At 69.6% G+C, this 12,802-nt stretch carries 11 protein-coding genes; 4 read left to right on the top strand and 7 right to left on the bottom strand.

Translation table 11 applies throughout. The features are described 5' to 3' along the window. Positions 1-17: 17 nt before the first annotated feature. From TSO221_RS12625 to TSO221_RS12605, 5 genes are all read right to left on the bottom strand, one after another. Positions 18-665: an HAD family hydrolase gene (locus TSO221_RS12625; RefSeq protein ID WP_109118851.1), complete on the bottom strand. Its 648-nt coding sequence runs from the start codon at positions 663-665 to the stop codon at positions 18-20. 37 nt (positions 666-702) lie between these two features. After that, positions 703-960: a hypothetical protein gene (locus tag TSO221_RS12620; RefSeq protein WP_109118850.1), complete on the bottom strand. Its 258-nt coding sequence runs from the start codon at positions 958-960 to the stop codon at positions 703-705. Between the two features lie 159 nt (positions 961-1,119). Then, positions 1,120-1,554, bottom strand: coding sequence for a Fur family transcriptional regulator (locus TSO221_RS12615; RefSeq protein ID WP_109118849.1), 435 nt, complete (start codon positions 1,552-1,554; stop codon positions 1,120-1,122). A gap of 360 nt (positions 1,555-1,914) precedes the next feature. After that, positions 1,915-3,786 (bottom strand): molecular chaperone HtpG, encoded by a 1,872-nt coding sequence (htpG, locus tag TSO221_RS12610; protein ID WP_109118848.1) that lies wholly within the window; start codon positions 3,784-3,786, stop codon positions 1,915-1,917. A gap of 307 nt (positions 3,787-4,093) precedes the next feature. Continuing rightward, positions 4,094-5,662 carry a hypothetical protein gene (locus TSO221_RS12605; protein WP_109118847.1) on the bottom strand — a complete coding sequence of 523 codons (1,569 nt, stop codon included), beginning with the start codon at positions 5,660-5,662 and terminating at the stop codon, positions 4,094-4,096. A 160-nt stretch (positions 5,663-5,822) separates the two neighbouring features. On the opposite strand from TSO221_RS12605, the gene TSO221_RS12600 reads away from it, so the two are divergent. The 3 genes from TSO221_RS12600 to TSO221_RS12590 all read left to right on the top strand — a co-directional run bounded on the left by TSO221_RS12600 (position 5,823) and on the right by TSO221_RS12590 (position 9,754). After that, complete coding sequence (locus TSO221_RS12600; protein ID WP_247878026.1) at positions 5,823-8,345, top strand: helicase-related protein; 2,523 nt, start codon at positions 5,823-5,825, stop codon at positions 8,343-8,345. Beyond that, positions 8,342-8,755, top strand: a complete 414-nt coding sequence (locus TSO221_RS12595; protein WP_109118845.1) for an RNA-binding S4 domain-containing protein — start codon at positions 8,342-8,344, stop codon at positions 8,753-8,755. Before TSO221_RS12600 ends, TSO221_RS12595 begins: the two co-directional genes overlap by 4 nt. A 264-nt stretch (positions 8,756-9,019) precedes the next feature. Then, complete coding sequence (locus TSO221_RS12590; RefSeq protein ID WP_109118844.1) at positions 9,020-9,754, top strand: TerC family protein; 735 nt, start codon at positions 9,020-9,022, stop codon at positions 9,752-9,754. 9 nt (positions 9,755-9,763) lie between these two features. Here the strand turns inward: TSO221_RS12590 and TSO221_RS12585 are convergent, their stop codons facing one another. Further along, entirely contained in the window at positions 9,764-10,969 is a 1,206-nt protein-coding gene (locus tag TSO221_RS12585) for a hypothetical protein (protein WP_109118843.1), read from the bottom strand. A gap of 555 nt (positions 10,970-11,524) precedes the next feature. Between TSO221_RS12585 and TSO221_RS12580 the strand changes: the two genes are divergently transcribed. Beyond that, on the top strand, positions 11,525-12,088 hold the full coding sequence (locus TSO221_RS12580) for a DJ-1/PfpI family protein (RefSeq protein ID WP_109118842.1): 564 nt from the start codon (positions 11,525-11,527) through the stop codon (positions 12,086-12,088). A gap of 71 nt (positions 12,089-12,159) precedes the next feature. On the opposite strand, the gene TSO221_RS12575 is transcribed toward TSO221_RS12580, so the two are convergent. Then, on the bottom strand, positions 12,160-12,762 hold the full coding sequence (locus tag TSO221_RS12575) for a hypothetical protein (protein ID WP_109118841.1): 603 nt from the start codon (positions 12,760-12,762) through the stop codon (positions 12,160-12,162). Positions 12,763-12,802: the final 40 nt, after the last annotated feature.

Here is a 12,802-nt window from a genome sequence, read left to right as displayed (position 1 = left end):
AAGGCGTAAAGAAGCCGTTAAGGGATGCGGACGACGATCTTGCGGTCGAGCAGCGCCAGCATGGGCAGGTCGCTGGGGCGGTTGCCATAGCCCCAGGTCTCGCTGGCCGGGCCGTTGGCGGCCAGCCAGGCGCGCACGCGGTCGGCCTTGTCGATGCGCACGCAGTTGCCGGTGGCGAGGCGGCCGGTCAGGCGGCCGTCCTGCACCTCCATGCCGGTGGCGAGGAGGTCGTCCACCGCCTCGTCCCGCAGCAGGAACGGCATGTAGACGTCGAGCGCGCCGGTGGCGACCACCACGCGGCGGCCGGCGCGGCGGTGCTCGCGCAGGGCCTGCACGGTGGGCGGGTGCCAGCGCAGCTTGGCCGACAGCCGCTCGGCCGCGGCGTGCGCGTCGGCCAGCGGCAGGCCGCGCAGCGTGCGCTTCAGCAGGATCGCCTTGATCGAGCCGCGGAAGTCCACCCCCGGCCCGCGGCCGCGCAGGTGGCGGTGCCCGGCGGAGCGTATGGCGTCGGCGAAGGCCAGCTGCGTGCGGCGGCGGCCGATCACCTCGGCGATGAACATGGGCAGGGTGTCGCCGTGCACCAGCGTGCCGTCGAAGTCGAAGAAGGCGACGCCGGGGTGCTGCCCGACGGCAGGCCGGTCGAGGGTGGGGGCTTCCGTCCGCATGACGCGTGTGTAGCAGATCGCAGCCGGAATGGCGTCCTCAATGAATGAAGTGCCAGACGGTCTCGGACTCGCCGTCCTCGTCCTCGTCGTCCTCCTCCGCCTCCTCGATCAGTTCGTCGACGGTGCAGTCGAGGCTGGCCTTGATGGAGACCAGCAGGTTGATGATTTCGCCGCATTCCCGCTCCAGACGGCGCAGACGCTCGTCGAACGCCGCGAAACGGGCCTCGGCGGTATCGTGGATGCGGTCCAGGCGCGCGAGGATCGGCGCCAGAAGGGGGTCGTCGCGGTGATCCATAGGCTGCCCGGAGTCCCTGCTTTTGCGGTCGATTCTGAACCTAGACCGCGGAGGACGCCACGCACAGTCCCGCGGGCGGCGCACTCCGCAAGGGTTTCCAAGGCTCCGGCCGACTCCGGACGGCGCGACCGGCGAATCCCTAGGGATAATCCCGTTCTATCAGGAGTTGTCTTGCGAGACCGTCTGGCGACCGAGTGGAACGCCGTAGAGCTCCAGGCGGTGGCCGACCAGTTCGTACCCCAGTTTGCGGGCGATGGTGGACTTCAACTGCTCCAGTTCCTCGCTGGTGAATTCCACCACCTCGCCGGTCTGCAGGTTGATGAGGTGGTCGTGGTGCTCGTCGCGCTTCTCTTCATAGCGCGCGCGGCCGTCGCCGAAGTCCAGCCGCTCGATGACCTGGGCATCCTCGAACAGGCGCATGGTGCGGTACACGGTGGCGATGGAGATGCGCGGGTCGATGACGACGGCGCGGCGGTGCACCTCCTCCACGTCGGGATGGTCGGTGGACTCCGATAGCACGCGGGAGATCACCCGGCGCTGGTCCGTCATCTTGAGGCCCTTCTGGGCGCAGAGGTCTTCGATCCGCGAAGGCATAGGTTCCACTTTCCGGGGCTGACCCAAGAAAGATAGTGCGGAGGCGAAGCGTTCCAAAGGGGGAGTTCTAGGGGATTCGCGCGAAAAACCGTCGCGCCATGCACGCGACCGTATGCGGATGCCGGAAAGTCGCGCTAAAACGGAAGACGGCGGGTGGATGGTCCACCCGCCGCATTCAAGGAGGTAAGAGGCATGCGAAGGATGCCGTTTCTCCTGGTGCTCTTGTGGAAGGACTGGCTGATCACGATCCGCCGGATCCGTCGCACGAGGCGCTAGGAGTCAGCCGGTGGGTGTTGGCCCACCCACCGGCCACCTCCGAATATAGCATCACTAGTTATTCACGGCAAACGCGCACGTGCGTCAGGCCAACCCCTTCGCCATCATCGACGACAGCCGCCTGGCGAAGGCGACCGGGTCGGGCAGGGCCTCGCCCTCGACGATGCGCGCCTGGTCGAGCAGCAGCCACGCCACCTCGGCGAGATCCTGGTCGGACGCGCCGGCGGTCCGGGCGCGGTCGACCAGGCGCTTGATCAGCGGGTGGCCGGGATTCAGCTCCAGGATGCGCTTGGACTCGCCGGCGCCGAGCTGCTTGTGCTGCTTCAGCAGGCGCTCCAGGTGCAGGTCCATGTCGGTCTCGTCGGCGACGAGGCAGACCGGGCTGTCGGTCAGGCGCTCGGACGGGCGGACGTCCTTCACCGCCTCGGCCAGCGTCAGCTTGAACAGCGCGATCAGGCTGGCGACGTCGCCCTCGGGCGGCTTCTCGGCCTCCGGCTTGTCCTCGCCGCCCTGGATCCTGCCGAGGTCGGCGCCGCCGCGGGTGACCGACTTGAACGCCTTGTCCTTGAACTGGCCGACCGCCGGCACCCAGAACTCGTCCACCGGGTCGGTGAGCAGCAGCACCTCCACCCCCTTGGCGCGGAATCCCTCGAGCTGCGGGCTCCTGAGCAGGGTGTCCACGTCGTCGCCGGAGATGGTGTAGATGGCGTCCTGCCCCTCCTTCATGCGGCCGAGGTAGTCCTCCAGCGAGACCAGCCCGTCGCCGTTGGTGGAGCGGAAGCGCAGCAGCTTCAGCAGCTCGTCGCGGTGCTCGTAGTCCTCGTACAGGCCTTCCTTGAGGACGGCGCCGAAGTTCTCCCAGAAGGTCTGGTACTCGGCCGCGGCCTCCTCGTCCTTGGCCTTCCTGGACAGCTCGCCGAGCACGCGGCGCGTGATGCCGGCGCGGATCTTCGCCAGCATCGGGTTGTGCTGCAGCATCTCGCGGCTGATGTTCAGCGGCAGGTCCTCGGTGTCGACGACACCCTTGAGGAAGCGCAGGTAGGGCGGCAGCAGGCCTTCCGCGCCCTCGGTGATGAACACGCGCTTGACGTACAGCTTCACCCGGTGGGCGCGCTTCGGGTCGAACAGGTCGAAGGGGCGGGTCGCCGGGACGTACAGCAGGTTGGTGTACTCGATGGCGCCCTCCGCCCGCCAATGGATGGTCAGCCACGGGTCGTCGAAGCCGTGCCCGACGTGGTGGTAGAACTCCTTGTACTGCTCCGGCGTGATCTCGTTCTTCGAGCGCATCCACAGGGCGGACGCGCTGTTCAACGCCGCGGCGTCCTCGCCCTCGCCGAAGAGGATCGGGATGGCGATGTGGTCGGAGTACTTGCGCACGATGGCGCGCAGGCGGTGCTCCTCCAGGTACTCGTCGTCGCCCTCGCGCAGGTGCAGGGTCACGCGGGCGCCGCGCGCCACGTTGTCCGCCTCGCCGATGGTGAACTCGCCCTTGCCGTCGGAGACCCAGCGCCAACCCTGCGCCTCGCCGGCTCTGCGGGTCAGCACCTCGACCTTCTCGGCCACCATGAAGGCGGAGTAGAAGCCGACGCCGAACTGGCCGATCAGGCTGACGTCCTTCTTCGAATCGCCGGTCAGCTGGCGCATGAAGGCGGCGGTGCCGGAGCGCGCGATGGTGCCCAGGTTCTCCACCAGGTCCTCGCGGTTCATGCCGACGCCGTTGTCGGCGATGGTGAGGGTGCGCGCCTCCTTGTCGGCGATCAGCCGGACCTTCAGATTGGGGTCGTCGGCCGACAGCTCGGGCTGCGTCAGCGCGGCGTAGCGCAGCCGGTCGCAGGCGTCGGAGGCGTTGGAGACGAGCTCGCGCAGGAAGACTTCCTTCTCGCTGTAGAGCGAGTGCGCGACGATGTCGAGCAGGCGGCTGACCTCGGCCTGGAAATTGAGCCGTTCCTCGGTCATCGGGTTCACCTTGGTTCTTTATTGTTGGTCGGACGGGTTCACGTGGATCGGCGTCCCGGGCGCCCCTCCTGTACCGTCATCCCCGCGAAGGCTTTCGGTGAATGCTGCAAGCATTCACCTGTCGCCAGCGCAAACCGAAGGTTTGCGCGAGAGGCGGGGATCCATAATTCCCAAAGCGCGTGGCTGTGGAACGTATGGATCCCCGCCTTCGCGGGGATGACGGTTGGAAAGGGTTCGGGCTGGAGGAGCGCCGGGCCGATCCGGCCGGATATGTGTGGGATTCCCGGCCGGCGTGCAAGGCCGTCGCTCAGTTCTTCTTGCCGCCCTTCGGCTTCGCCTCCGGTGCCGGCTCGGGAGCCGCGGCGCCCATGCCCATCATGGCGCTCATGTCGGCACCGTTCAGCAGCACCTGTCCGCCTTCGGTCAGCTCGAACTTGTAGGTGCGGATGTCCTTGCCGGCCTCGTCCTTGCCCTGCTGGCCCATGGCCTGGAGCATGGCGATCATGCCCAGCGTCTCCTGGGTGCCGGGGTCCGGCTGGGCGCCGGGCTTCGGCTTCAGCGCCTCGGCCGCGGAATCCAGGCCGCGCAGGATCACCTCGGCACCGCCCACGGCGCCCATCGCCGCCTTGGACAGCATGCGCAGGGCGCCGGTGACCGAGCCGGAGGCGGCGGGCGTGTCGAGCGTCAGCTTGTCCAGCCGCAGCTCGGTGCCGGCGTTGGTGGCGGCCTCGGTCAGCATGGTGCCGGTCACCGCCATCAGCGCGTCGCGCGCCTCGTTCTTGCTCTCCCCGGCCCCCTTCTTCTTGACGCTGGGCTTGGCGCGCTGCTGCTCCTCCAGCGCCGCCATGGCGGTCACCGCCTGGCCGATGGCGGCGTTGGGCAGCTTGGCCAGCGAGACCTGGACGTCGAAGCGCTGCGGCATGAACTGCTGCGGGCCGGGCAGCGGCTCGATCTTCAGGCCGTCGCCCTGGAACCCGAAGCTGAGGGTGGAGGCGGCGCGGTCCATGTCGGTGATGCCGAACTGCAGCCCGGCGAAGTCGAAGGCGACCCGGCCCTCGGCGTCGCCGGCGGCGACGTTGCTGACGCGCAGGCGCATGGTGGCGTCGCCGAGGATACCGCCCAGCAGCGGCAGGAACTGCGCGGCCGGCGGTTCGGTGCCGGCGGCGGCGTGCTTGGTGGCCAACGCCTTCAGCTGGCCCACCTTGCCCAGGTCCATGCGACCGTAGTTGGCCTCCATGGTCACCGAACCGATCTTCAGCAGCGTCGCCTTCTTGTCCGACAGCGTCACGTCGCTGATGGCGCCGGCCACCGGGCCGCTCCAGATGTTGGGGCCGCCGTCTTGCCGCATGTCCTGCGTCGCGGTCAGCGAGCCGATGCGCAGCGCGCCCTGGTTCTTCGGCGGCACCAGCGCGATGTCGCCGTAGGCGATGTCGGCGGAGACGAAGTTCTCCACCGCCGTGTTCCACACGCCGGTGAAGCGCTGCTTGCCGATGGTGAGGACCGAGGGCTTGTCCTCCTCGTCGGTCAGTTCCATGCGCGACGGCAGCGTCACCTCCACCGCGTAGGTGGCGTCGGCCTTCGGCACCACGTTCAGCCTGATGACGCCGACGTCCAGGCTCGCGTCCTCGCCGGAGATGGTGAGCGGCGGCAGCGCGACCTCGTAATGGTCGCCGGCCGGGGTGACGGTCGGTTCGCCGTCGAAGAAGACCTCGACGCCCTCGTCCTCGGAGTCGGGGAAGGTCTGCTTCAGGCCCTTGGCGATGGCGGCGCGGATGGCGGCGGCCCCATCGGCGCTGATGGCCGATGCCGACTGCGCCCAGGCCGGGCCCGAGAGGGCAAGGGCGACGACGGCTGCCAGCGTGGCGGAGCGGAACATGGGGCCTCCCGGTTGGGTTGGTCTGTGCAGACGTTCAGTAGAGCGCGTCCTGCGGCTGCGGTCCATCGGCGATGATTGGGGCGATGCAGGGAAGGGCGATGCGGGACACGGCTTCCCTTACGCTTGCAATCATAGGCCGCCAACCCCAATGCTTAGAGCCATGGTAGAGGCCCGCTACGACCCGTCGGGGGTGGGGGGCCGGGTGGTCGCCGTCCTCGGACCGACCAACACCGGCAAGACCCACCTCGCGATCGAGCGCATGCTCGGTCACCGCACGGGAATGATCGGTTTCCCGCTGCGGCTGCTGGCGCGCGAGAACTACGAGCGCATCGTCGGCATCAAGGGCAAGGCCAAGGTCGCGCTCGTCACCGGCGAGGAGAAGATCCTCCCCCCGCATCCTGACTACTGGGTCTGCACCGTCGAATCGATGCCGCTCGACCGCGCCGTCGATTTCCTGGCGGTGGACGAGATCCAGCTGTGCGCCGACCCGGAGCGCGGGCACATCTTCACCGACCGGCTCTTGAACGCGCGCGGTCTGGTGGAGACGATGGTCCTCGGCTCCGACACCATCCAGCCGCTGATCCGCAAGCTGGTGCCGCGCGCCGAGTTCATCACCCGGCCGCGCTTCTCGCAGCTGACCTACTCCGGCTACAAGAAGCTGACCCGGCTGCCGCCGCGCTCGGCCGTGGTGGCGTTCTCGGCCACCGACGTCTATGCCATGGCCGAGCTGATCCGCCGCCAGCGCGGCGGCACCGCGGTGGTGCTCGGCGCCCTGAGCCCGCGCACCCGCAACGCCCAGGTCGGGCTCTACCAGGCCGGCGAGGTGGATTATCTGGTGGCGACCGACGCCATCGGCATGGGCCTGAACATGGACGTCGACCACGTCGCCTTCGCCCGCATCGTGAAGTTCGACGGCTTCGCGCCGCGCCGCCTGCGGGCGCCGGAGGTCGGGCAGATCGCCGGGCGCGCCGGCCGCCACATGCGCGACGGCACCTTCGGCACCACCGACGAGGTCGGCGAGCTGGAGCCCGAGTTGATCGACCGCGTCGAGAACCACGAGTTCGACACCCTGAAGGCGCTGAGCTGGCGCAACTCGACGCTGCGCTTCGAGACGCCGGGCTTCCTGCTGCAGTCGCTGGAGGCGCGCCCGCCGATCCCCGAGCTGATCCGCACCCGCGACGCCGACGACCACTTGGCATTGCAGGCGCTGGCGCGCGACCCGGAGGTGATGGCGCTGGTCAAGGGGAAGCCGGCGGTGCAGCTCCTCTGGGAGGTCTGCCAGGTCCCGGACTTCCGCAAGGTGCTGTCGGACGCGCACACGCGGCTGCTCGGCCAGATCTTCCGCTACCTGCGCGCGCCGGTCGGGCGGCTGGACGAGGACTGGGTGGCCAAGCAGGTGGCCCGCCTCGACCGCACCGAGGGCGACATCGACGCGCTGGTGGCGCGCATCGCCCACATCCGCACCTGGACCTACATCTCCAACCGCCCGGCGTGGTTGAAGGACCCGGTGCACTGGCAGGAGCGCACCCGCGTCATCGAGGATAAGCTGTCCGACGCCCTGCACGAGCGTCTGACCCAGCGCTTCATCGACCGCCGCTCGGCGACGCTGGTGCGGACGCTGGCGGACGGGCGGGCGCTGATGGGCGGCGTCCGCGCCGACGGCGAGGTGGTGGTGGAGGGGCACGCGGTCGGCCAACTGGAGGGCTTCCGCTTCATCCCCGACGCGCCGGACCGCTCCGACGAGGCGCGGGCGCTGCTGACCGCCGCCCGGCGGGCGCTGCGCGACGAGATCGCCAACCGTGTCCGCGCGCTGGAGAACGAACCGGACGAGGCGTTTGCGCTGGGCGAGGACGGCGTTCTGTCCTGGCGGGGGATCGCCGTGGCGCGGCTGGGCGCCGGGCCGTCGGTGCTGGCGCCGGCGGTCGTGCCCAACGCCGAGGCGCTGCTCGACCAGGCGCAGAGCGACCGCGTGCGCGCCCGGCTGGAGGCCTGGATGCGCGGCCACGTCGCCGCGACGCTGAAGCCGCTGCTGCGGCTGCGCGACGCCGACGGGCTGTCGGGACCGGCGCGCGGTCTGGCGTTCCAGCTGATGGAAGGGCTGGGCGTGCTGGCGCGCAAGCCGGTGGCGGCGATGGTCGAAGGGCTGTCGCGCGAGGATCGCAAGGCGTTCCATAAGCTCGGCGTACGCCTGGGCGTCACCCACCTGTACCTGCCGGCGCTGGCCAAGCCCGCCGCGGTGGGGCTGCGCGCGCTGCTGTGGACCGTGCACGAGGGCCGCGCGCTGCCCGCCCCGACGCCGCCGCCCGGCCGCGTGTCGGTGGCCGCCGAGGGCGCGCCGCCGGCCTTCTGGGAGGCCATCGGCTACCCGGCCGCCGGGCCGCGGGCGGTGCGCGTCGATATGCTCGACCGTCTCGAAGTCGAAATGATGAAGCAGAGCAAGGGCGAAGCGACACCGGTGGCGGAACCGGCGCTGGCGCAGATCATCGGCGTCGGCGCCGAGGACCTGCTGGCGGTTCTCGCCGGGTTGGGCTACACGCGTTCGGTGGCGGAGGATGGCGCGGTGACGTGGCGCCGCCGCCGCTCCAGGCACCCCGACGCGCCGCGCCACCCGAAGAAGAAGGCGCCGGCCGCCAACGCCGACCATCCCTTCGCCAAGCTCCGCCAACTGCACGGTGCCGGATGACCACAGACCACGACGACGATTTCGATGACGGCCAACCCGATCCCGGCGGCGGCCGGCTGCGCATCGACAAGTGGCTATGGTTCGCGCGGTTCTTCAAGACGCGCAGCCTCGCCGCCAAGGTCTGCAACGGCGGCGTGGTGCGGTGTTCGGGCTCGCTGGTGACCAAGGCGCATTACGCGGTGAAGCCCGGCGACGTGCTGACCTTCCCGCAGGGCCGGCACATCCGCGTCGTCAAGGTGCTGGCGCCAGGCAGCCGCCGCGGCCCGGCGGAGGAGGCGCGCACCCTCTACGAGGACCTGTCGCCACCCGCCCCGGAGACCGCCATGGACGTCCCCGGCCGGCCGCAGAGCGCCGGCCGGCCAAGCAAGCGCGACCGCCGCGCGCTGGAGCGGCTGAAGGTGGAGGAGTGAGCCTTCTTCACCGTCATCCCCGCGAAGGCGGGGATCCAGTGCTCGCGTCCGCGAGCCTCATGACTCATATCGCCGCTGTTGCTGCTTACGCTGGATCCCCGCCTTCGCGGGGATGACGAATTGGGTGCGTCTTCGTGCTTCCGTATGTGGCCGGGCCCCTGAACGGCGCAAGCAGCGTTGCCTGGGCTATTGCATGGAATGGGCGGCGACCACATCTAGGCCGGCAACGCCCTTCGCGGACGCACAGCGAAACGAATTGCCGCCATGCTCGACCTGCTCTCCGATCCCGACGCCTGGGCCAGCCTGCTGACCCTGACGGCACTGGAGATCGTCCTCGGCATCGACAACATCATCTTCATCTCGATCATGGCGGCCAAGCTGCCGGCGCACCAGCAGGAGAAGGCACGCAAGGTCGGTCTGGCGCTGGCGCTGATCACCCGGCTGCTGCTGCTGGCGTCCATCGCCTGGGTGGCGACGCTGACGCAGCCCTTGTTCTCCGTCGGCTCCCTTGCGGTGTCGGGGCGCGACCTGATCCTGATCGGCGGCGGCCTGTTCCTGCTCGCCAAGGGCACCATGGAGATCCACCACACCGTCGAGGGGCACGAGGAGGAGGGCGTGGCCAGGGCCGTCGCCACCTTCACCGGCGTGGTGATCCAGATCATGTTCCTCGACATCGTCTTCTCGCTGGACAGCGTCATCACTGCGGTCGGCATGTCCGACTACCTGCCGGTTATGGTCGCCGCGGTGGTCATCGCCATGGCGGTGATGCTGTTCGCCTCCGGCCCGGTCGGTGACTTCGTCAACCGGCACACCACGGTGAAGATGCTGGCGCTGTCGTTCCTGCTGCTGGTCGGCGTGGCGCTGGTGGCCGATGGCCTGGGCTTCCACATCCCCAAGGGCTACCTGTACTTCGCCATCGCCTTCTCGGCGCTGGTCGAGGCGCTGAACCTCATGGCCGCCGGGCGCCGCAAGCGGCGGCGCGCGGCGGCGGGGGGGTGAGCCACGGCATCACTGGGCGGTCACCCCGGCCAACTGGTCGATGAGGCGGCCCTGGAACTTGTCGCAGCCGATGGCGCGGCCCACCGTCACGGCCATTTCGTGGTCGCAACGGCTGAAGATGACCCGGTCGCGGCCGAGGCGGCGCAGCGCCCCCAGGCTCTCCGGGTCGCTCAGCGAGCCGAGGCGGTCGCGGGCCACGTGCACCTTGAAGAAGTCGGCGTCGAAGCGCTCCGGGCAGATATAGCCCAGCAGGTCGAGCGTCACGCCGTCCACGGCGATGCGGTGGCCGGCCTCGCGCAGCAGCGCGGTGGCGCGCCGGCTGGCGGCGACGTCCTCCAGCAGCATCAGCACGTCCAGCTCCACCACCACGGCGCTGCGGGCGATGCGCGCGGTGGCGCGGCCCAGCGTCGACAGCAGCGGGGCGGACACCGACTTGATGCCGAGGTTGATGCCGATGTTCCGGTCGTTGGCGGCCTCGGCCTGGTGCACCGACAGGCCGCTCAGCATCTTCTCGTCCAGGCACTGGCAGAACTCGTGGAACATCCGCCGCCGGCCGCCGAGCTGCACCTTGGGGAAGTTGTCCCGGTGCAGATCCTCCATGCCGGTGAAGTACTCGCAGTAGAACGGTTGCCACGAGCCGTCGGCGTCGGCCCGGTAGACGGTCTGGCTGCGCAGGTAGCGGCCGATGTCCAGGTCCTCCACCGCGTCCTCCAGCCGGCCGACCACGCGCGCGCTCAACGGGCCTTCCAGTTCGGCCAGCGCCTCGGCCGGCGTGGGGGGCGCCGGTGCGGCGGCGCAGGGATTGGCCGAGGCGCGGGCAGCGGCGGCCTCCAGGTAATCGTTGGCGCGCCGGCGCAGGTCGCCGTAGCCGCCGGGCACGTTGAAGCTCTGCACCAGCTGGCCGAAGTCCAGGTCGCCCTTCACGCGGTCGGGAAAGAAGTTGGCGGTGACGCGGTCGAGGAACTCCGGCACCTTGCGGAACTGCGCCTCCGGAAACACCACGAAGGCGTCCATACCGAGCATCGGCCAGAACTCGGCGCCGAAATGCTCGGCCAGTTCCTGCGTGCCGTTGAGCTGGATGCGCAGCAGTTGGCGGTCCTGGCGGATGAAGGGGAAGGCGCTGTAGCTGACGTTGACGACGACGTACAGCGAGGACGACCGCGCCATGCGCCGCACGCGGCTGATGAACTGCTCGACCTCGTCCGAAACGCTCATGCCGCCGCCCTCGCCACGCCCTACGGCTTTCACTGCGCAGGAGTCTTTCGCCGCGTGGTGAACAATGGATTAACCGGATTGTAACCGGTGCAAACCGCCGCACCTCCGGCCGGACCGTTCCGGGAGACGCGGGATCCTTGCTCCGCAAGGCTTGCGTGACACACATGGCCGCTTTGCGTATGACTGCGCCCTGTCCCTGCGCCAACGTGCCGCAAGGCCAAGCCCCAGGCCGTTGTCGGGGTGTGACAACGCTGGGAAACCGCGGTTTCTCCTCGCTGCGCTGCGGAATCAACCATTGACTCGGGACCTTCTAGAGGCCACTTGTGTTCCATGCTCAAAACACATCGACCGGGGCGCGCTCGCCCCTGCGCCGGCTTTCCCCAATAGACGGCCGCGGGTCCCTTCGCCGCACCGCGCCGACCGGCGCGGTGGGCGGATGCTTTCCCTTAGGCGTCCCGAGGATCAAGGACACGCGCGGCGGCTTCGGTCGACCGGGAGCGCGGCCCCACAGCCCGTCTCCCGTTCAGGATGAACAGTGAAAGGACGAATATGAGTATGGATCAGCCGCTCGCGGGTAAGAGAATTGCCATCCTCGTCGCCAACGGCTTCGAGGAGGTCGAGATGACCGAGGCCCAGCGGGCCCTCCTCAAGACCGGTGCGACCCTGCACACGATCTCCACCGAAACGGGCCTGGTGAACGGCTGGCACGGCCGCGCCTGGGGCCACTACTTCCCGGTCGACAAGCAGCTTGGCGACGTGCTGGGCTCCGACTACGACATGCTCCTGCTGCCGGGCGGCGAGCGCAGCGTCGCCAAGCTGCAGCAGTCGGCGCACACCCGCCGCATCGTCGGCCACTTCCTCGACGCCGGCAAGCCGATCGCCGCCATCGACCAGGGCATCCAGCTGCTCGCCATCCCGGGCAAGCTGCGCAGCCGCACGCTGGTCGCCATCGAGGGCCAGGCCGAGACGCTGGCGCAGGCCGGCGCCAAGCTGAGCGACGAGACCCTGGTGGTGGACGGCGTGACGGTGACCGCCCGCGGCGCGGACGACGTGCCGGCGTTCGTCGAGACGCTGCTGAAGGTCTTCTTCGAGGCCGCCCAGGTGAAGAAGGCCGCCTGACACGGCCTTTCTTTTCGACGCTGCCGCAGGGCGGCGGGTGCCGAGGAGGCGCCCGGCCGCCCTTTTGGTTTTTACCGCACCACCATGGCGGTCAGGTCCTTGCGGATGCCGGCGTCGAGGCGGGCGTTGATCTCCTCGGCGAGGCGGCGGGACACCTCGCTGATGGTGGCGTCGCGGTCGTGCAGCGTGGCGTTCTCCGCCACCGTGGCGGAGTAGGTGGCCGCCGCCTTGGTGGTGCCGCGGAAGCTGCCGCCGCCGGCCACCGGCGCCTCGCCGGTGATCTCCACCTCCACGCGGCCATCATAGCGGTGCGACTGCTCGTTGGTGAAGTAGCCGGTCACGCCGCTCTTGGTCTTCGCCAGCGGCACCTCGACGATGCTGGCGTCGCGCACGGTGACCCGCACCGAGCCGGCGCGGCCGGCCGCCTGCAGGCGCTGGGCGGTCCATTGGCGCATGGCCTCCAGGGGCGGGGTGACGGCGCGCGGTTCGACGTGCACGCCGGCCGCCGGGCGGGTGGCGTCGACGACGTCGATCGTCGCGGCGTTCAGCACGATCGGGCCGAAGGCGGAGAAATCGACCGCGCGCGGGGCGGGACGGACCGGCGCGGCGCTCTGGCAGGCGGCGAGCGTCACGGACGCCGCGGCGGCGAGAAGAAGGGAACGGCGGGACGGCATGCTCTCTCCGGTCGGGGAGGGGAAGGAAAAGCGTCCCTGT

The organism is Azospirillum sp. TSO22-1, assembly GCF_003116015.1.
Taxonomy (GTDB): Bacteria; Pseudomonadota; Alphaproteobacteria; order Azospirillales; family Azospirillaceae; genus Azospirillum.
This window is presented reverse-complemented; position numbering and strand designations above follow the sequence as displayed.

Coding starts and splice junctions, on each gene's coding strand:
- TSO221_RS12620 (WP_109118850.1), bottom strand. CDS start 960: ATGGATCACCGCGACGACCCCCTTCTGGCGCCGATCCTCGCGCGCCTG.
- TSO221_RS12625 (WP_109118851.1), bottom strand. CDS start 665: ATGCGGACGGAAGCCCCCACCCTCGACCGGCCTGCCGTCGGGCAGCAC.
- TSO221_RS12580 (WP_109118842.1), top strand. CDS start 11,525: ATGGATCAGCCGCTCGCGGGTAAGAGAATTGCCATCCTCGTCGCCAAC.
- TSO221_RS12600 (WP_247878026.1), top strand. CDS start 5,823: ATGGTAGAGGCCCGCTACGACCCGTCGGGGGTGGGGGGCCGGGTGGTC.
- TSO221_RS12605 (WP_109118847.1), bottom strand. CDS start 5,662: ATGTTCCGCTCCGCCACGCTGGCAGCCGTCGTCGCCCTTGCCCTCTCG.
- TSO221_RS12615 (WP_109118849.1), bottom strand. CDS start 1,554: ATGCCTTCGCGGATCGAAGACCTCTGCGCCCAGAAGGGCCTCAAGATG.
- TSO221_RS12590 (WP_109118844.1), top strand. CDS start 9,020: ATGCTCGACCTGCTCTCCGATCCCGACGCCTGGGCCAGCCTGCTGACC.
- htpG (WP_109118848.1), bottom strand. CDS start 3,786: ATGACCGAGGAACGGCTCAATTTCCAGGCCGAGGTCAGCCGCCTGCTC.
- TSO221_RS12575 (WP_109118841.1), bottom strand. CDS start 12,762: ATGCCGTCCCGCCGTTCCCTTCTTCTCGCCGCCGCGGCGTCCGTGACG.
- TSO221_RS12585 (WP_109118843.1), bottom strand. CDS start 10,969: ATGAGCGTTTCGGACGAGGTCGAGCAGTTCATCAGCCGCGTGCGGCGC.
- TSO221_RS12595 (WP_109118845.1), top strand. CDS start 8,342: ATGACCACAGACCACGACGACGATTTCGATGACGGCCAACCCGATCCC.